Genomic DNA, 18,534 nt, shown 5'->3' with positions numbered 1-18,534 from the left:
CTGTCCTGCTTTCGCAAACGCTTTATAAATGCTTCTCACAAAGTTCCTTTATGCTGCAGTTTTCGCAAGCAGGCTTTCTGGCGTCGCAGCAGTTTCTGCCGTGGAAAATCAGTGAATGGTGAGTTCTCGACCATCTATCTTCAGGGATTACTTCCATCAGCGCCATCTCTGTTTTCAACACGTCTTTTTCGCTGACAAAACCGATTCTGTTTGCCACTCTAAATACGTGAGTATCCACCGCAATACGCTGATGTCCAAATCCTACAGAAAGCACTACGTTAGCAGTTTTCCTGCCTACACCCGGCAGTTCCACCAATTTGTCGTAGTCCTCCGGCACCTTGCCGTCGTATTGATCTGCCAGCATTTTCGCCATCTTTACGATATTCTTTGACTTCGTCTTGTACATGCCGATTCGCCTGATATACTCGCTAACCTCCTCCGGGTCGGCATTTCCCAGTGCAAAAGCGTCCGGATAAGCTGCGAATAAATCCGGAGTCACCTGATTGACGCTTTTGTCTGTGGTTTGTGCGGACAAAGCCACCGCTACAATAAGCTGAAATACATTTTGATGATGCAGTGCGCACTCTGCGTCCGGATAAGTATCCTCCAAAATGTCTAAAATTTCTTTAATGTGTTCCTGTTTCATACCTAGCATTATACAAGAAAAAACAATCTTTGACAAGTCCGAGCAGACAGACCACCGCAAGCCACGCATCTATTTTGCTTGACAAATGCCCATTCCCCTCATATAATTGTATACGGTTAAAATCCAGGAGGAAAGAAATGTCTATTATTCAATACTTAGAAGACGGCAAAACAGGCAATCAGCCCCTATCCACCAATCTTTACACAGAGCTTCAGGAAGACGTTTTAACTGGCAAACTAAAGCCCGGTGAAAAATTAACAGAACAGAAAATCTGCAATGAGTATAAAGTCAGCAGGACACCTGTCAGAGAAGCATTGAGACAGCTTGAAATGGACGGTCTCATTGAAAATATTCCCAACAGAGGCGCCTTTGTCCTTGGGCTTTCCACACAAGATTTAGAAGATATGTTTACCCTTCGCAAAGATTATGAAATTCAAGCTGTGAGATGGGCTATTGAACGCATTACAGAAGAAGAAATGCAAGAACTTGAGGAGACCTTTGAATTCATGGAATTTTATACCATGAAAAACGATATTAACAAAATGATTAATATCAATACAGCATTCCATCAGATTATTTACATGGCAACGCATAACAGAATGCTGAAGCAAATACTGTCTTCCTATCAAACTTATTTGAAGCACTGCAGCCCATCCAACTACTACGCCCCTTCCTACCTGAACGATGTCCTTTTGGAACACCGCGCTATCTTCGAAGCATTTAAAGCCGGCGACATCGAAGGCGGCGCACTGGCGATGAAAGAACATATGGAAAATGGCAAAAAACGAAAATTCAAATAAATAATCAAAAACTATTACAGCCTCCAGCAAAGCTTATTGCGGGAGGCTGTTCTTGTATTCTCTATTTTATTTTACCTCAAAAATCAGTTGTTCTCCGTCAGAATTGATGACCACTGTATCCCCGTCTGTAATTTCACCCTGAATCAGCTTGGAAGCAAGGGCTGTTTCGATATTTTTCTGCAGATATCTTTTTACAGGTCTTGCACCATAGGCCGGATCGTAGGAATTTTTTGCAATGAACCTCTTACCCTCTTCCGTCAGGGAAAGAATAATTTCACGCTCAGAAAGGCGTCTCTCAAGTCCCTTTAAGGAAAGCTCGATAATACTTACAATCTGGTCTTCTGTCAGCGGACTGAAGACCACGATATCGTCGATTCTGTTGAGGAATTCCGGACGGAAGTAATTCTTCAGCTGGTTTTCTACATCTTCCTTGGTTTTCTCATCAATCGAGCCGTCAGGCTGGATGTTTTCAATCAGCTGACTGCTGCCGATGTTGGAGGTCATGATGATAATGGTATTTTTGAAATCTACTGTTCTTCCCTGATTATCGGTCAGTCTTCCATCATCCAGAAGCTGCAGCAGAATGTTGAATACATCCGGGTGCGCTTTTTCAATTTCATCGAAGAGAACCACGCTGTATGGCTTGCAGCGAACAGCTTCAGTCAGCTGACCGCCTTCATCGTAGCCCACATATCCCGGAGGCGCACCGACCAGTCTGGACACTGCGTGCTTTTCCATGTACTCGGACATGTCGATACGAATCATATTCTTCTCCGAATCAAAGAGAGACTCTGACAAAGCCTTGGCAAGCTCAGTTTTACCAACACCAGTAGGTCCAAGGAAAATAAAGGATCCGATTGGTCTGTTTTCGTCCTTTAAGCCTGCCCGTGCGCGAAGAATGGATTCTGATACAGAAACAACTCCTTCTTCCTGACCGATGACTCTGCGGTGCAAAATTTCCGGCAATTTGAGCAGCTTTTCCTTCTCCGACTCTACCAGCTTGGCGACAGGAATGCCAGTCCATGCAGAAACTACTTCTGCAATTTCTTCCTCGCCGACCTCTTCTTTCAGCAGGCGATTTTCCTCAGCCGTTTCAGCAGTCTGCTTATCAGTTTCAAGCTTTTTCAAAAGCTCCGGCAGCGTACCGTATTTCAGCTGCGCTAGTTTTTCAAGGTCGTAGTTTCTTTCCGCCTCTTCCATCTGGTGCTTTACTTCTTCTATCTGCTCCTTGGTACTCTTCACCTGGGTAATCGCTTTTTTCTCATTTTCCCACTGGGCACGCATCGTGGCATTTTCCTCGCGAAGCTGGGAAAGCTCTTTTTCAAGTGCGGAAAGCCTTGCCACCGATCCGCGGTCTGTCTCCTTGGAAAGAGCTTGCTTTTCGATTTCCAGCTGCATGATTTTTCTGGAAATCTCATCAAGTTCCGTTGGCAAGCTGTCGATTTCCGTTCTGATTTTGGAAGCTGCCTCATCCATCAAGTCAATGGCTTTATCTGGAAGAAAACGATCGGAAATATACCGGTCAGAAAGAGTTGCGCAGGCAATGAGAGCGCTGTCTGTAATGCGCACGCCGTGATGAATTTCAAAACGCTCCTTAAGACCACGGAGAATGGAAATGGTATCCTCCACTGTCGGCTGATCCACAAGAACCTTCTGAAAACGTCGCTCAAGTGCTGCGTCCTTTTCGATATACTTGCGATATTCATCAAGAGTCGTAGCGCCAATGCAGTGAAGTTCTCCTCTGGCAAGCTTTGGTTTCAGCAGGTTTCCTGCATCCATGGAGCCCTCTGTTCTTCCTGCACCTACAATATTGTGAATCTCATCAATGAACAGAATAATTCTACCATCGGACTTTTCGATTTCGTTGAGAACGGCTTTCAGACGTTCCTCAAACTCTCCTCTGAATTTGGCGCCGGCAATGAGGGCTCCCATATCAAGCGCAAAAATCGTCTTGTCTTTCAGTCCCTCCGGCACATCGCCGTTTAAAATTCTCTGTGCCAGCCCTTCTACTACGGCAGTCTTGCCTACCCCCGGCTCACCAATCAAGACCGGATTATTTTTAGTTCTTCTGGAAAGGATCTGAATTGCGTGTCTGATTTCGCTGTCACGCCCAATAACCGGGTCCAGTTTTCCCTCTCTTGCCATCTCCACGAGATCACGACCATACTTATTCAACACGTCATAGTTATCTTCAGGATTCTGGCTGGTAATACGCTGGTTTCCTCTCACTTTAGAAAGAGCCTCCAAAAATTTCTCCTTGGTAATCTGATACCTAGAAAACAGCTTAGCAGATGGTGTGCCTCGCTCAGCAAGGAGCGCCAGGTACAAGTGCTCAACACTGACATATTCATCTTTAAACTGCTCTGCTTCCTTCTCTGCAGAAATCAGAACCTGATTCAGCCTTCTAGAAGCGTAGATATTATCAGCATTTCCGGAAACTTTCGGCAGTTTCTCGATGGCTTCCTGAAGCTCAGCAATCATATAGGAAGGATTGACCTCCATGTACTGCAAAAGCTTCGGAATCAGACCGTCCTTCTGCATTAGCAGCGCTAAATGCAAATGCTCACCCTCCAGTACCTGATGACCCTCTGAAATTGCAATATTTTGGCAGTCCATAATGGCGGACTGTGCATTCTGTGTAAATTTTTCGATGTTCATATGCTTCACCCCCGCTTCAAACATCACTATATTTGTACTATTTTTAATCTCTGTCTCTATTTTATACCCACTTTTTCAAAAAGTAAAGAACTTTTTAGCACTCATCATCAACGAGTGCTAATAATCTTCAAACCAAAGAATGCCCGCATAGCCATCTAGCATACACGGGCAGCTCATAACTTCGCAAAATCTTTAAAAAATAATCAAATCCATCAGAAGCTGATATACAAAGTTGACGCAAGGCACCAGCACAACATCAGTTACGTTAAAGATAATCAGCGCCAGCAGAATAAGAAATCCTTTGTCGTAAACCTGATAATACCAGTTGTATTTCCGCAGGTCGAAAATCTCGGTCAAAATGCCGAACCCATCCAGCGGCGGCACCGGCAGCAGATTAAATACCATCAGCACCACATTGACCGATATGATGTAAAACAAAACGTCTAAAAGAACATCTCCGAAAGTGCCCATGAGCCAAGGTGGATTCATGATAAATAAGCCTTTCAGTACAAACGAAAAGACGATAGCAATGAAGAGATTCATCACGACTCCCGCAAAGGACACCAACATTTCGTCCCGCCTTCTGTGTTTATAATAGCGCGGATCAATTTCTACAGGAACACCCCATCCAAATCCCGCGATTAGCAGCGCAAAAAAACCAAAAGGATCAATATGTGCCGCGGGGTTTATGGTTAATCTTCCCTGCAGCTTCGGAGTTGGATCCCCTAGCTTATAAGATACAATCCCGTGTGCAAATTCGTGAAAAGATAAACCTATAATAATGCCAGGCAAAATCAAAAGTTTATCCATAATCCATTCTCCGGCATCTACGTATGGATTAGAAATAATTCTAAGTACAATCAGTGCAAAGAGTAGCACCAGCGCCGGTGAGCGTAAAAATCGTTTCAAATCTTTTTTCCTTTCCCAATATATTTTTAAATATTTTATCACATTTATGGGCAATTGAAAATACTATAATATAAACGGTCAAAAAAGAAAGGTGGTTTTTTATGAGTAATACACTTGTATGTATCGATGTCTATACTGTCTCAGCAGGTGATACCCTGTACACAATTGCAGAGAAATATGATCTGCCAGTCAGTCTTTTGATGAAGGTTAATCACATTACCAATCCATACAATCTGCAAATCGGAACCAGACTCTGTATTCCGGGAGATCCTTCCCAACTTCCAAAGCCGGAAGAACCGTCAAAGCCAAAAGTGATTACCCACGTGGTAGAAGCTGGAGACACTCTGTACTTAATTGCAAAAATGCATGGCGCAAAGCTGGATGATATTATGCAAGCCAATCCATCCATCGACCCATACAATCTGATGATTGGAACCGAGCTTTTCGTGCCCCTGCCGTAAATCTTTCAGTGTAGAAGTAGTACGCCTCTGTTGCATTAATGCCTTGTTAACGTGCATAAAATCGATATTTTTTTCAAATATATGCACACTGGCCACACTGCGCCCAACAAATATAGTTCGCAGAGAAGTATGCGTTGCGTACGTTGCCTTTTCTTCTCATTCATGGTAGAATAAAATCAGCTAACAAACTGGGAGGATACAATTATGGAAGGCACATGCAGACTAAAAAGGTTTTTACAGAAAGAACATACCCCTGCCGAGAAAGCTATGCTGGTTTCTGCCGCTGCGCTGATTGGCGCTGCTGCAGGCATCATTCTCTTTTCCGCAAGCGGCGGCATTAACATCGAAATCTCCATCGGCTCTCACAACGGCTGCCACAACACCGGCAACGGCTGTGACAATACCAGCACCAGATAATCGACAAATTAAAAACGCTTCGGCAAGCCATCTTGGGCACCTGCCAAAGCGTTTTTTCGTTTCACACTTTTTTTGCAAATAAAATTAAAGTTTTTTTAGTTCTTCTTCCAGTTCTACCAGTACTTCTTGTCTCGCATCAATCGCCGCAGTGAGATCTAGTGCAGCCTGCTCTGCGCCAGCCCCTGCTTTAATTAGGTCATAATAAATTCTGCCCAGCTGTGCAAAATCCACTTCTAGTTCTTTCTTTTCTCCATTAATCTTTGTTTTAATCTTCGTTACTTCAATTGCATCGTTTGCCTTATCACCGATAGCAGCAGCGGCATCGGTCAGCTTATCTAAAAAAGCCATATCGGTTCTCCTTTCACTATCTGCAGTTTGTTAATCTGCTTTCTTTTCCTTCAATATATCTCTTCTTTGCAGCAAAGGATTCCTGCTCCAAAGATACATCCAGTTCCTCATCGTTTAGCGCAAGTCCTGCTTTTTCGGCTGCCACAGTAATAATTTCCTCTGTAAGCCACGGATTGGTTACAAGCATAGGTCCCAGGGTGTTGGTGAAAATTGCATTTTCTAGCAGAAAACCTTCCTGTCTATCCTTTCCAGTGTTTCCATAGCCATAAATCAGCTGACCGAAGGCAGGCTGCACATCGCAGATAAAATCCGCCATCTGAATCTGGTTTCCCAGCACTTCCACTTCCTTGCTTCCATATTTACAGCGAAAGTACACATCGTCACCATATACCGCATCATTTTCCTTCGCAACTGCATCCAGAATCCCCAGTCCCTCAAAACTGCTGCCGTCGGCTCTCTGCACTTCTTTGCACCACAGCGCCATAGACGTTCCGGTTGCCAAAAGCACCTTGCCGCTTTCGATATAAGCCTTAAAAGCGTCAGCCTGCGGCCTCAGATATTCCAGTACTACTGGAAAAGACACGATTTCTCCCGGCGGGCAAAAGATGATATCATAATCCATCGGATTAAAATTCTCGGTATCAAAATCAATACGATCTATCGAAGTTTCCAGACCTTTCAGCTTTGCAATCCGCTGCAGCGCCAGAATATTTCCCCTCTCTCCGTGAAGATACAACGTATCCGGGAAAAGCCACGCAATTTTTAAGTCTTTCATTTAATTTCCCTCCTTATCGATGTACTTCTTCATGTGTTCAAAAGTATGCAGCCACGTAATCAGATAGATATTCTTCGTCTCCGCTTCCTCTATTTCCTTAAAGATGGTTTCAACTGCTTCTGTTTCCGCAATGGAAATCTTCGACCGATCTACACCCTCGTAAATCAATCTGTTGGCAGTATCAAAGCAGACAGCCTCAGAGAAGCAGAAGTACTTTTCAACGTCAGATTTTACCAGACCGGACAAATCGCAGTCGAAGGCATAGAAAGAGTTGGTGTAGTGAGGAATCAGGTCAATCAAAGGACACAGGCCCAAACATACCATCTTCTTTTCCTTGTCCGCAGCCATCACGTTGATGCAGGTCTGCAGCGTTTCAGGATTTTCCTGCTTGATACGCATATATTTGATGGTTTTATCCTTGTATTTCAAAATCTCAAATCTGCCGCCCACGTTTTTAAAAGAGCCGAAGGCTTTTGCGGCGTCAGCAGGCTCAATGCCGCCAAGTTCTTTCACTACGGCCAAAGCGCCAGCATAGTTGTAGCACATATACGGCGTGTCATAAGGCATATCGAAAGATACATCACCGAGTTTAAACGTTCTTGCGGCAAAATCCACATCGGTGATGGTGTAGTCCGCCCTTTCGTCAGAAGAAAGACCGCAGTTTTCGCAGTGGAATTTACCCACGCCGTCATTATTATAGTAGTCAAAAACAATTTTGTGTCTGCAGCGAGGACATGCCATAGTCGGAAAGCTTTCGTCCTTGGTAAAGGATTCGTTGTGACGGCCAACACCGTAGGTCACGATGTTTTCTGATTTATCTCCGAAGGAGCGGGTTCTCGGCTCCTCATTATTTAAGAAAAAGCGAATGCCGTCAGGCAGTCCGTCAAAGATTTTTCTGTAGATAAAGTCCGGGTCGCCGTTTCTCTGCACCTGGTCCTTCTGCAGATTGGTAATCATCACATTCTGCGCCGGCAGCTGCTTGTGAATCAGCGGCAGATAGCGCTCGTCTGTCTCAAAGATGATGAAGTCAGCCTTGATGCGGCCGGTCAGCGTGGAAGCCTTAGTCAGCGCAGTGGCAACGCCGTAAATCAGATTTGCGCCTTCCAGGTTGGCAACTACCTTTTTTCCGTTTGAGCGGAAAATATGGGTAATCAGATTGTTGGTGGTCGATTTGCCGTTGGTGCCGGTGATAAACAGAACCTTGGAATAATCGATTCCCTTAAAGTGTGCGACCATCTGTGGGTCAATCTTCATGGCTTTTTCGCCGGAGAAGTTGGAGCCGCGGCTCTTGTCCACAATGTTGATGATGATGTTGATGAGCTTTGCAAACCAAAGCGCGAGATAAAATTTCATTGGTATCCTCCCGTTATAATATATCTGACAGCAGTCTTGAAATGGCTTCTTTAAATTTGACTGCTGTAGGTCTGTTGTTGTAATCCTTTCGCGTCAGTTCGTGACCGTGTTCCATATCAGTCAGAAACTGCCTGTCCATCCTTTGGCCAAAGTCTTTATCGTAGATAAAGGCGTTGGACTCAAAGTTAAGCCGAAAGCTCCGCCTGTCGAAATTGGCAGATCCGACCGTCGAAACTTCGCCGTCCACCACCAGGGTTTTGGCGTGAAGAAAGCCGTTGTCGTAGATGAAAACTCTGGCGCCGGAGCGAATCAGTTCGCCGCAGTATGCGTAAGTGGCCCAGTATACAAACATGTGATCCGGCATGCACGGTATCATAATCCGCACATCTACGCCGGACTGCGCCGCCATTTTGAGAGACTCCAGCATGCTGGGGTCTGGAATAAAATATGGGGTCTGCAAATAGACCGACTTCTGCGCGTAGGTAATCATCTTCATCATAGAACGCTTAATCTCTTCTCTGACGGAATCGGGCCCGCTGGAAACAATCTGCACAGGACTTGTCCCCGCATCCCTGGGCGCGCCCAGATAGGCTTCGTCCAGCTCCAGCTGCTCTTTAGAAGCAAACCGCCAGTCCATGATAAAGCGGGCGTTGAGATCCTGCACGGCACCGCCCTGCAGTCTGATGTGCGTATCCCGCCAGTAACCGAACTTCCGCTTCTGCCCCAGATATTCCTTCGCGATATTAAACCCGCCGGTATAACCGATTTCGCTGTCAATGACAACGATTTTTCGGTGATTGCGGTAATTCATTTCAAAATAAAGATATTTCAGCTTGGGCTTAAAGAAATAAGCGGTCTTTCCGCCGGCCGCCAGAAACTCTGAAAGCCGCCAGTCATTGATAAACCTGCTTCCCAGAGCGTCCATCAAAAGCCTTACCTCTACCCCTTCTCTGGCTTTCTTTGTCAGCGCTTCCAGAAATCGCTTTCCTACCTTGTCGTCCTTGATGATGTAGTACATGACGTTGATGGATTTCGTCGCGCAGTTGATGTCGTGAAGCAGACTCTCAAACATCTCTTTGCCGTCCACCAAAAGTTCCACCTGATTGTTCTGGGTCAGAAAAGCGTTGCCGTAGACCTGATTCAGCTTAATCATATGTTTCCATCTGACTGCCGCCTCACCGGAAAAAGGAAAGGCTCCGCTGTCCATGGCTTCAATCTGCTCTTTCATTTCCTCGTTCATCGTCATCATTTCTCTCTCAGACAGCCTGGAAATCTTGTGTCTGGAAATATTCTGCGATAACATCATATAAAGGAAAATACCAAAAATCGGCAGTACAAACAAAACCAGAATCCAGGCAAGAGATGCCGCCGGATTCTTTCGCTCCAAAAAAATAATGGTCAGTGCTATGATCAGATTGATACTGTAAATAAAAGCGCTCCAGTTGCTGTCTGTAAACAAACTGATAAAATATGTCATCTCTAAATCCCCTAATACTATAATTTGTCCATTTTCATATTTTATCACAACACTGAAAGATTTTCCACATATAAATCAGCGGCAAGCCTATGAAATCTGTTTCCCTGCTTCGAGATTTGCTTGAAGTCTGCTCGAAGTCCGCTTCGGATCTACTCAGAAAGTGAATTTCGATTCTGGAAATCGGCTATCTAACCGTAAAAAGCTGATTTGAACAAATATGGTCAGATTGGCGTTTTCAAGCCGCTTGCTGATAATCGTTAATAAAAGAAATGCCTGCTGGCAGCGAGTCTCACTGCCAGCAGGCGCTTCTTTAAGAATATATATGGCTTTATCATTCGTATTTCTTCCTCATTTCTGTAACGACTTCGTCCCACGGTTTTACCATGCTCTATTATAAATATGCTTGTAATATTCCGCTATTAAATCCTAAATTCACACGCAAAAACTAAGTCTTCGCTTTTATGATATTCGGCATCCAGAGTTACATCACAGTCTTTTATAATTCTGTATGTTCCATGGGGTAATTTCCCATAATCTTTTTCCCAATTCACAGTAAAACTATATTCACCAGTTGGCACTTCATAAGCTACCATTACAAAATTCAAATACGGTTCTACATCGCTCCATTTTCCTAAGACTTTTTTCTGCAATGCGTAGAATTCCCCTGTACGCATCTGTAGGTCGGATTTGTTATTGATAATGAAAGTTCCCTTTTCTGCGGTAATAGCTTCTTTATCAGAAGCTGGATAAAATTCTAAATAACTGGCAATCACCGATTCCTCCGACAGTCTTTCTGACCAAATATCATTTAACGTGCTGCGATGATGCAGCGTAATTCCTAATATAGCAATAACTAATACGAATCCAGCTATTATTTTTATATATTTTCTCATCTTATTTTAGTATAAAGTTATGTTTAACCTTGATACAATATTTCCCTCCTCAATAAAAACTTTTCACATAAAGTAATATGCAAGATTTATACCATAAATAGAATTAATTTGAAATTTATATTGTATTAACTATTTTCAGCTACCCCAGACTTCATGACTTTCTATATCAAACTTTATCTATTTTAATTTAAAACATATATATGCCTGTTTAATCTTGTTTTAATCTATAGGTGTAAAATTTTTATTGATAAAATTTTGCCTGCATATCAAATAATTCGCGATACAACTTATTTGCCTGATACAGTTCATCATGGGTTCCATATTCTACAATCTTTCCATCAACAAAAACTGCAATCTTATCACAGAATTTACTGCTGGATAGACGATGTGAAATGAATATTGTCGTCTTACCCTTACTCATATCGTTAAAATGCTGATACATTTCGTATTCTGCTCTCGGGTCTAGTGCAGCCGTCGGTTCATCCAGAATCACTACAGGCGTATTCTTAAATAGTGCTCTTGCCAGAGCAATCTTCTGCCCTTCGCCACCCGATGGTTCGAATCCATCCTCTTCAAAATTTTTATAAATACTAGTGTAAATTCCTTTAGGAAGTTTCTCCAACTTGTCGCCAAAACCGCTGCGCTGCAGACAATCAATAATTTCTGTATCATCACACTCTTGATTGAAACAAACGTTTTCCTTTAATGTAAAGGAAAACAGCCTAAAATCCTGGAAGACTGCTGCCATCAAACTTTGATATGCATCATACTCAATTTCTTTTATATCGACCCCATTAAGCAGAATCCGTCCCTCTGTAGGCTCGTACAATCTAGTCAACAGTTTTACAAAAGTTGTTTTTCCTGCTCCATTTTCACCCACAACGGACAGCTTTTCTGCAGGAGAAATAGTAATATTTACATTTTTAAGCGCATAAGTACTTGCCCCTGGATATTTAAAAGATACGTTTTCAAACTGAATCGTATACCCCGCTGCATTGTCCTCAGGAAGTTGCTTTCCATGTCTCATTTTCTGCGGCATATTTACATACTTCTCCAGTTCCTCATAATACATGCCGAACTGCCTAATTCCAACAATGCTAGACATAACATCGTTCATCGCTGCTGAAAATTGTGCAACTGCCCCTAAATACATTGCAAATGAACCAATTTGAATATGGCGGCTTAATACATTAAAAATCAGATAAGCATAGGTAATTCCATCACGAATTAACGAAGTAAATGCGGTAAAATATTGAGATTTATTCATTACTCTTATTTGTTTTTTATAAAATGCGTCAGACTCACCTAAGTGCTTTGAAATCTTGCGAATTAGAAACTCCTTTAAATTATAAATTCGTTCTTCTTTTCCATACTCAAAATTCTCAATAGCATTTAAAAGATACAGACTTCTACGTTCTATCGGCGCTTTCTCCATATCCCATGAAACATATTTCTTTTGCACACGAGATTCTACCAAACTATTTAATAAAACCAGTATGACGAAAACGAATACAACTCCGACATTCAATGTGCTAAGTACAGCGATCAGTCCAGCAAAGACAAAAATTTTACCCACAATATTAAATGCGTAATCTAAAACCATACCAAACCCATCTCCATCCGCATATAAAATCTTATGGGCTTTTTCTTTTGTATCTAAGAATTCTGGATTTTCTAGAGATTCAAAATCGCAAGTGACTAGTTTTTCTGCCATCATACACTGAAAATCATTAAATACTTCACTTTTCGATGTAAACATAGCACCACGTAAAAAGGCAAGAAGAATTGTTCCCACAAAGTTAGTTAACACGAGAATCCCTACATATATGCCCAGATACTCTAGCCGTTGTAAATCAGTCAATTCATCAATAATATACTTGGGCATAATGACGCTAATCAGTGGCACTAATGCCGTTACCAACTGAAATGAAGCCGCATAAAAAATATACTTTTTATTAAATTTCCAAATTAGTTTCAATAAAAACCGAAAACTCTTAAACATACTTCTACTCCTCCCTGTCCTCAATCCAACATACTTCCATATGTGGACTGTTCTTTGAATACTTAATTTCTTTTATACAATTTGTTTTAGGCAGAAAAATAATCGTTTTACCTTTATGGATTTTGACTGCAATTTGTGAACATTCCACACTGGAATGTTGAAAAAAAAGATATTCTTTACTTCTCAAATACATAAACTTACTAAAAAAATTTGCAAAATCTTCAAAGCTATCCACTTTCATCAAAATAGACGTTGGAATACTTGTCTTTATATAATCTCGTTTAAAACCTGTTTCCACACAGATTTCAGATACAAATTTATTCGTCATTGCAAATAAATCTATAATATAAATACAAGAATGATGCATTATGTAATTCACTACATGCCCATTACCTGAAAGAGAAGAAATCCCAACTAATCCTACCTCCTCATACTTTCCTTCCAAAATGTAGTTTCCAAAACTAGCAACTGATGCACAACAGCCTTGATTTAATCGCACAGCATCATATCCAGTCCTATGCTTTTCCCATTGCAAACCATTATGCTGCTCATAAATATTATCATCTACTACTTCAAATCCTCCAATTTGAAGTAACTGTATTAATTCATAAAGATTCTTTATTTTCTCTCGCTTAATCTCTGGAGATTTATTTTTCAGTTTCTCTATATCTTCATTTGTAAGTCGGCTTTTTCCCAATGTATTAACAGGAATCCAATATACACCTGGATAAATCTTAGTATAAAAAGCAGCATTTTCTCTTAGATTAACTGTATCTTTTGTCATTATAGCAACTCCTATGATAAGAAATCAATACACTCCTGAACTAGTGATTCCATTTCAACCATTACACCTAATGTGTAAACCTTCTTCTTTGTTTCCTCAGCGACCTTTTCTTTATATGCTTTGATTTCAGCTTCATTAGCTAAAATTTTTTGTGTTAACATAATTTGCCAGTCATTAGGATACGTTAGAGGAGAAACAACAATCGATAAAACTGTACAGTCCACTAAACTCTCAATTGCGCAGATTGTACGTTTTATGTAATCAATATTATCGAATAAGTTGACACATAAAATGACTATATCTGGATTTGTTCCAAGTAAAAACTCCAATTGCGTTAAATGAGTTTGTTCTATATGATTATATAGCATAGGGACTGTTCCTGATTGGCTTCCTGTTAATATAAGGTCTTTACCTTTTTTATCAATATGAAACAAACTGCTATTAATTGATTCTATTAGGAATTTATCTGTAATATTAACGTTTGAATCATATCCAAAAGGGAATGAATCATCCATTCCAAAAAGTAAAGATGACGGTTCGGTACCAATCTGCCCAATATCATAGCCATAATTCGTAAATATTTTTCTTAAATATAATTGTAATGTAAACTTTCCTTGTGATTTTAATTGCCAATGTAAATTCCGGTCACAACCGGTAAACCAGGTTCCCTTAAGCGCTTTTTACCTTATCTTTCTCTATATTCCATTTTTTCAGCTATTTTTAGCAGTGTATCTTTATCATGCTTTCCTGTCATTTCAATACATAGCTGTCTATCTTCAGTTGACCAATAAATACTCAAAGAATCATATTCTTCAGTAACCATCAAGAATCCATTATGATAACCTATTTTAACTTCTTCAATAGAAGTATGTTCTGTATCTACAGTTATAGCCGCATCCATAGGAATTTCTCGAATACGGCACTCCTCCCTCGCATCTGAAGAAAACAACATGACTTTTTCAAATTCAGTTTTTTCTGCTGCCTGCAAAACAAAACCTTCTGGAATATAGGTCGGATACCAATAATCCTTCCATTCGCCAATTAAATCATTTTCATCCTTGGAAAGTAGTGTTGCAGCCCCCTCCTCTTCAATTGAGAGTATTTGATAAATTCTTGCCCTAAATGCATCAGATGTTTCCAATGTAATCGCAGAAAGTCCTACAAAGCAAATCATGACCATTGCTGCAACTTGCACAAAATGCCTTTTACGCTGTATTTTTTTCTTTTTTGCTTGTTTTTCATCAAATTCTCTAGCTAGATTTAAAATTTTTGGATCCGGCTCGATATCCATAATACTAATCGGTTCCCCATCTTTTTGAAAATACATATCCTCAGGTAAATTAAATTTCTCTCTCATACTGTTCCTCATTATCTTTATTATTTCAACGATTTAATCCAACATCCTTCTTAGCTTCATTAAAAGTCTCTGCTGACGCATTTTTACTGTGCTTTGTTTAAGTCCCATGGCATTTCCAGTTTCCTTTACACTAAGCTCCTGATCAAATCTTAAATCAAGCAGCTGCCTTTCTTCCACAGATAGACCGATCCTTATATTATATAATCTTTCCAGATTCTCTTTCAGAATAATCTCTTCTTCTGCCGACTTAGGAATGTCTGAAAGCTCTGCAACTTTTTCAAGACTCCTATTTCGCCTTACCTGAATTCTATACTGTTCACAGAACTCATTCTTTACCATGACTCTAATATAATTGTGAACCCATAAAATTTCATGCTCAAGATAGAATTCTGGTTGCTCTGCAACTTTAAGCCATATAATCGAAGAGAGTTCCTCAGCCGTATACCAGTCATTTGTATAATCTCTGATAAATAAGTATACCAACCGATGAGCTGATGCATATAATTCTTCAAACGATTCATACTTTTTCTTGCCATCTCCCATAACTAGATTCTCCTAAATAATCCTTTACTACGATTCATTTCAGATAAATACTTTCTATTATGAATAACACGCAAGATTCATACCATAAATAAAATTGATTTAAAATTCATATTATATGAACTATTTTTAAATACTGTAAGCCGCATAACTTACTATATCATATTTAACTAGTTTCACCTTTAACCAGATATATTCCTGTTTAATCTTATTTTGTCCTGTTATCCTAAATATAGCCTTTATCCCAATATACTCCCAATGCACGCTTCATCACCCTGTCCAGATTGTCGCTGCTCTTTTCACCGCAAGCTAATGATATTGCCGTCACATAAGAAAAAGAGGACTGCCCTGGCAGTCCTCCGCTCCACACTTATAAAATAATACAGATAAAATAGTCCTTCCCCTCGTTGCTGATCTTCTGTAGTGACCTCTGCACCTTGACCTGCAGGCTTTCCGGCATTGCGGTCAGCTTACCTTCCATCTGCTCTGCCACCAGCTCCTGCAGGGATTTTCCAAAGAGATTGGTATCCCAGATATCGCTGCTTTCAGCACCTTCAGCATTCTCCGCTACATCAAACTTTTCCATCAGATATTTTGCCAAATCCGCAGACTGCTGTTCCGTCCCCACAATAGGTGAAATCTCCGTGCTGATATCGGTTCTCACCATGTGCAGACAAGGTGCCGAAGCGACCAGTCGCACGCCATACTTGCTGCCCTGTTTAAAGACCTCCGGCTTTCCCAGATTCATTTGAGACAGTTTTGGATGAACAATTCCATATCCGGTGGATTTTACTTTTTCAAGAGCCTGCGCCATATCGTCGTAGGCGCGCTTTGCACCGGCGTATTCAGAAAGGAGCATAAACAGTTCTCTGTCGCTTCGTACCGGCTGACCGAGCAGTTCCTCCATAATCTGATAATAAAGTCCTTCCTGCAGCTTGACATCGATGTACACTCTGCCCGTAGCCATTTCGGAATGCTGAACAGACACTTCCTTCACATGGGCATTAGCAGAAAGCATTTGTACCGTCTGTTCCACACTGCTGATGGTATCTATGCCATCCATCCACTCACAGACAGTCCTAACAATCCCTGCCTTAATATAGTGGTTCTGAGAAAGCGCATCCATATATTCCGGCAAGTCAATAAAGATTTCACTGACTGGAAACTGTTTCAAAAGCTCATCAAAAATCTGCTCCGGCACACTTCTATCCATTACTGCACAATCAGCCGCAATCACCGGCGCTGCATATTTTTCCGAAAGTTCTTTTGCCAGGTTCTGACATGCATTAGATGCCGGTATCGCACTGTTCAGCACAATGACAAAAGGCTTTCCCAGCGCCTTCAGCTGAGAAACAGTCTTTTCTTCTGCACCCTCGTAAGCCTCCCTTGGAATTTCCCCAAAACTGCCGTCACAGGTTACCATAATGCCGACGGTGGAATGGTCGGTGATGACTTTCTCGGTTCCCCTCTCTGCCGCCTGTTCAAAAGGCATTTCCGCTTTATCCCACGGTGTCTTTACCATGCGGCTTTTTCCATCTTCCTGATGTCCAAGGACACCAGGTACCAGATATCCCACACAGTCTACCAGTCTGATTTCCATGGCTGCATGATTAATTTTTACTTTGACTGCCTCTTCCGGCACAAATTTCGGCTCCGTCGTCGTAATGGTTCTGCCGTCGCCGCTCTGGGGCAGCTGATCCACCACCCTGGTTCTGGCATATGTATTTTCAATACCCGGCACAACAAACAGTTCCATAAATCTTTTGATAAATGTGGATTTCCCCGTCCTGACAGGTCCTACCACGCCGGCATAAATCTCTCCGCCGGTTCTCTCCGCTATACTCTTATAAATATTTCCATCAGTCATACCTTCATCCTCTTTCTCACATAACTTATTCAGAATATATGAAAAAACCGCCATGGATATGACGGTTTTGTAAAAGTTTTAGTCTTCAATTTTGTACTGGATTGCATTGACAATGGCCGCAGCAATATTGCTTCCGCCCTTTCTGCCCCGTGCCACAATGGCAGGCACCCCAAGCTTGATAATCTGCTCCTTAGATTCTACTACATTGACAAATCCCACCGGTACGCCGATGACTGCCGCAGGTCTAAGCTTTCCTGCCTTTACTAAATCACAGATAGAAATCAGCGCAGTGGGCGCATTGCCGATTGCAAAAATAACCGGCCGATCAAGCTGCGCCGCTTTTTCCATGCTGACCAGAGAACGGGTTACACCTCTTGCCTTTGCTTCCTGCGCCACATCCTCGTCTCCGATAAAGCAAAGCACCTTCCCGCCGTATGCCTCGATGCGTTTCTTGTTAATGCCCGCCTGCGCCATCTTGGTATCCGTTACAATATATGCGCCGCTTCGGATGGCATCCTGCACGGTTTCAATAATACCATCTGTAAAGTACAGACTATCCGCATACTCAAAATCTGCAGAGGTATGAATGCAGCGCTTAATCACCGCCTCATAGCGAGAATCCAGCTTCTTGTCGCCGAGAATTTCTCCAATCATTTCAAAACTCTTTGCTTCTATTTGATCAGGTTTAATATTTTCGATTTTCATTATGCTTCAATACCTGCCCTTGCCGGAATTCCCTTGTCGTAAGGGTGCTTTACTTTGTCGATTCTGGAAACATAGTCAGCAAGTTCCTCAAGCTCTTCAGTTGGATATCTGCCGGTCATTACAACTTCCAGCTGCTCCGGACGATTCTTCAAAAAGTTCACAATCAGCTGATCGTCGAGAAGTCCTGCTTCAATGGAGCCAAGCACTTCGTCCAGCACCAGCATATCGTAGTGGTCGTTTTCCAGCATTTTTACCATATCTGCAAACTGCTCTGCATTAATCTGTCTGGTTTCTTCCTTTTCTTCTTCAGTCATCTGGAAGGAAAATTTTTTAATCGGTTTCGTTCCCAGTACCTCAATGCCCGGCAGACTCTTTAGAATCTTCAGCTCGCTGCTGTCTCCGGATTTCAGAAACTGCATAAACAGAACGTGGAGACCGTATCCGCAAGCTCTTACAGTAAGACCCACAGAACAGGTTGTCTTTCCCTTTCCTTCACCACAATAAATGTGTACTAAGCCTAAATCATTCTTTTTCATATTCTT

General features: G+C 41.8%; 18 protein-coding genes and 1 pseudogene. 3 read left to right on the top strand and 16 right to left on the bottom strand.

What is annotated here, in order from left to right; translation table 11 throughout:
- Positions 1–22: 22 nt before the first annotated feature.
- Positions 23–646 (bottom strand): endonuclease III, encoded by a 624-nt coding sequence (gene nth / locus V1225_RS09420; protein WP_160202187.1) that lies wholly within the window; start codon positions 644–646, stop codon positions 23–25.
- 137 nt (positions 647–783) lie between these two features.
- On the opposite strand from nth, the gene V1225_RS09415 reads away from it, so the two are divergent.
- Positions 784–1,446, top strand: a complete 663-nt coding sequence (locus V1225_RS09415; protein WP_161907515.1) for a GntR family transcriptional regulator — start codon at positions 784–786, stop codon at positions 1,444–1,446.
- Positions 1,447–1,512: 66 nt separating this feature from the next.
- Here V1225_RS09415 and clpB read toward each other — a convergent pair whose 3' ends face one another.
- Together clpB and V1225_RS09405 are read right to left on the bottom strand one after the other, a co-directional pair.
- A complete protein-coding gene (clpB, locus tag V1225_RS09410) occupies positions 1,513–4,104 on the bottom strand; it encodes an ATP-dependent chaperone ClpB (protein ID WP_338546246.1) in 2,592 nt (863 codons plus the stop codon).
- 192 nt (positions 4,105–4,296) lie between these two features.
- Positions 4,297–5,013: a site-2 protease family protein gene (locus V1225_RS09405; protein ID WP_243151064.1), complete on the bottom strand. Its 717-nt coding sequence runs from the start codon at positions 5,011–5,013 to the stop codon at positions 4,297–4,299.
- 101 nt (positions 5,014–5,114) lie between these two features.
- Here V1225_RS09405 and V1225_RS09400 point away from each other — a divergent pair, with 101 nt between their 5' ends.
- Positions 5,115–5,474: a LysM peptidoglycan-binding domain-containing protein gene (locus V1225_RS09400; RefSeq protein WP_338546245.1), complete on the top strand. Its 360-nt coding sequence runs from the start codon at positions 5,115–5,117 to the stop codon at positions 5,472–5,474.
- A 204-nt stretch (positions 5,475–5,678) separates the two neighbouring features.
- The gene (locus V1225_RS09395) at positions 5,679–5,891 is read left to right on the top strand and encodes a hypothetical protein (RefSeq protein ID WP_160202191.1); all 213 of its coding nucleotides are present in this window, start codon (positions 5,679–5,681) and stop codon (positions 5,889–5,891) included.
- Positions 5,892–5,975: 84 nt separating this feature from the next.
- On the opposite strand, the gene V1225_RS09390 is transcribed toward V1225_RS09395, so the two are convergent.
- The 13 genes and pseudogenes from V1225_RS09390 to V1225_RS09330 form a co-directional block, all read right to left on the bottom strand.
- Complete coding sequence (locus V1225_RS09390; RefSeq protein ID WP_338546243.1) at positions 5,976–6,239, bottom strand: hypothetical protein; 264 nt, start codon at positions 6,237–6,239, stop codon at positions 5,976–5,978.
- 16 nt (positions 6,240–6,255) lie between these two features.
- Positions 6,256–7,014, bottom strand: a complete 759-nt coding sequence (locus V1225_RS09385; protein ID WP_338546241.1) for a hypothetical protein — start codon at positions 7,012–7,014, stop codon at positions 6,256–6,258.
- Complete coding sequence (locus V1225_RS09380) at positions 7,015–8,367, bottom strand: MurT ligase domain-containing protein (RefSeq protein ID WP_338546239.1); 1,353 nt, start codon at positions 8,365–8,367, stop codon at positions 7,015–7,017.
- Positions 8,368–8,380: 13 nt separating this feature from the next.
- Positions 8,381–9,844 (bottom strand): cardiolipin synthase, encoded by a 1,464-nt coding sequence (cls, locus tag V1225_RS09375; RefSeq protein ID WP_251615533.1) that lies wholly within the window; start codon positions 9,842–9,844, stop codon positions 8,381–8,383.
- 419 nt (positions 9,845–10,263) lie between these two features.
- A complete protein-coding gene (locus V1225_RS09370; RefSeq protein ID WP_251631751.1) occupies positions 10,264–10,617 on the bottom strand; it encodes an immunoglobulin-like domain-containing protein in 354 nt (117 codons plus the stop codon).
- Between the two features lie 361 nt (positions 10,618–10,978).
- Complete coding sequence (locus V1225_RS09365) at positions 10,979–12,739, bottom strand: ABC transporter ATP-binding protein (RefSeq protein ID WP_251615537.1); 1,761 nt, start codon at positions 12,737–12,739, stop codon at positions 10,979–10,981.
- A gap of 4 nt (positions 12,740–12,743) precedes the next feature.
- Positions 12,744–13,523: a hypothetical protein gene (locus tag V1225_RS09360; protein ID WP_251615539.1), complete on the bottom strand. Its 780-nt coding sequence runs from the start codon at positions 13,521–13,523 to the stop codon at positions 12,744–12,746.
- 11 nt (positions 13,524–13,534) lie between these two features.
- A pseudogene (locus V1225_RS09355) lies at positions 13,535–14,131 on the bottom strand (DUF1611 domain-containing protein); the annotation flags it as partial.
- A gap of 77 nt (positions 14,132–14,208) precedes the next feature.
- Positions 14,209–14,880, bottom strand: a complete 672-nt coding sequence (locus tag V1225_RS09350) for a DUF4367 domain-containing protein (protein WP_338546237.1) — start codon at positions 14,878–14,880, stop codon at positions 14,209–14,211.
- 33 nt (positions 14,881–14,913) lie between these two features.
- Positions 14,914–15,423, bottom strand: a complete 510-nt coding sequence (locus tag V1225_RS09345; RefSeq protein ID WP_251615542.1) for a sigma-70 family RNA polymerase sigma factor — start codon at positions 15,421–15,423, stop codon at positions 14,914–14,916.
- A 367-nt stretch (positions 15,424–15,790) separates the two neighbouring features.
- Positions 15,791–17,287 (bottom strand): stage IV sporulation protein A, encoded by a 1,497-nt coding sequence (spoIVA, locus tag V1225_RS09340; RefSeq protein WP_160202197.1) that lies wholly within the window; start codon positions 17,285–17,287, stop codon positions 15,791–15,793.
- A 78-nt stretch (positions 17,288–17,365) separates the two neighbouring features.
- Positions 17,366–17,992: a precorrin-8X methylmutase gene (locus V1225_RS09335; RefSeq protein WP_338546236.1), complete on the bottom strand. Its 627-nt coding sequence runs from the start codon at positions 17,990–17,992 to the stop codon at positions 17,366–17,368.
- Positions 17,992–18,528 (bottom strand): cob(I)yrinic acid a,c-diamide adenosyltransferase, encoded by a 537-nt coding sequence (locus V1225_RS09330; protein WP_161907522.1) that lies wholly within the window; start codon positions 18,526–18,528, stop codon positions 17,992–17,994. The genes V1225_RS09335 and V1225_RS09330 overlap by 1 nt, the downstream gene beginning before the upstream one ends.
- Between the last annotated feature and the right edge of the window lie 6 nt (positions 18,529–18,534).

Source organism: Emergencia sp. JLR.KK010 (assembly GCF_037018265.1).
Taxonomy (GTDB): domain Bacteria; phylum Bacillota; class Clostridia; order Peptostreptococcales; family Anaerovoracaceae; genus Senimuribacter; species Senimuribacter intestinalis.
This window is presented reverse-complemented; position numbering and strand designations above follow the sequence as displayed.

Bases quoted from the DNA above. Each gene is read 5' to 3' on its own strand.
- V1225_RS09360 (WP_251615539.1), bottom strand. From the start codon at position 13,523: ATGACAAAAGATACAGTTAATCTAAGAGAAAATGCTGCTTTTTATACT.
- cls (WP_251615533.1), bottom strand. From the start codon at position 9,844: ATGACATATTTTATCAGTTTGTTTACAGACAGCAACTGGAGCGCTTTT.
- spoIVA (WP_160202197.1), bottom strand. From the start codon at position 17,287: ATGACTGATGGAAATATTTATAAGAGTATAGCGGAGAGAACCGGCGGA.
- V1225_RS09415 (WP_161907515.1), top strand. From the start codon at position 784: ATGTCTATTATTCAATACTTAGAAGACGGCAAAACAGGCAATCAGCCC.
- V1225_RS09365 (WP_251615537.1), bottom strand. From the start codon at position 12,739: ATGTTTAAGAGTTTTCGGTTTTTATTGAAACTAATTTGGAAATTTAAT.
- V1225_RS09335 (WP_338546236.1), bottom strand. From the start codon at position 17,992: ATGAAAATCGAAAATATTAAACCTGATCAAATAGAAGCAAAGAGTTTT.
- nth (WP_160202187.1), bottom strand. From the start codon at position 646: ATGAAACAGGAACACATTAAAGAAATTTTAGACATTTTGGAGGATACT.
- V1225_RS09385 (WP_338546241.1), bottom strand. From the start codon at position 7,014: ATGAAAGACTTAAAAATTGCGTGGCTTTTCCCGGATACGTTGTATCTT.
- V1225_RS09395 (WP_160202191.1), top strand. From the start codon at position 5,679: ATGGAAGGCACATGCAGACTAAAAAGGTTTTTACAGAAAGAACATACC.
- V1225_RS09330 (WP_161907522.1), bottom strand. From the start codon at position 18,528: ATGAAAAAGAATGATTTAGGCTTAGTACACATTTATTGTGGTGAAGGA.
- V1225_RS09350 (WP_338546237.1), bottom strand. From the start codon at position 14,880: ATGAGAGAGAAATTTAATTTACCTGAGGATATGTATTTTCAAAAAGAT.
- V1225_RS09380 (WP_338546239.1), bottom strand. From the start codon at position 8,367: ATGAAATTTTATCTCGCGCTTTGGTTTGCAAAGCTCATCAACATCATC.
- V1225_RS09345 (WP_251615542.1), bottom strand. From the start codon at position 15,423: ATGGGAGATGGCAAGAAAAAGTATGAATCGTTTGAAGAATTATATGCA.
- V1225_RS09400 (WP_338546245.1), top strand. From the start codon at position 5,115: ATGAGTAATACACTTGTATGTATCGATGTCTATACTGTCTCAGCAGGT.
- V1225_RS09390 (WP_338546243.1), bottom strand. From the start codon at position 6,239: ATGGCTTTTTTAGATAAGCTGACCGATGCCGCTGCTGCTATCGGTGAT.
- clpB (WP_338546246.1), bottom strand. From the start codon at position 4,104: ATGAACATCGAAAAATTTACACAGAATGCACAGTCCGCCATTATGGAC.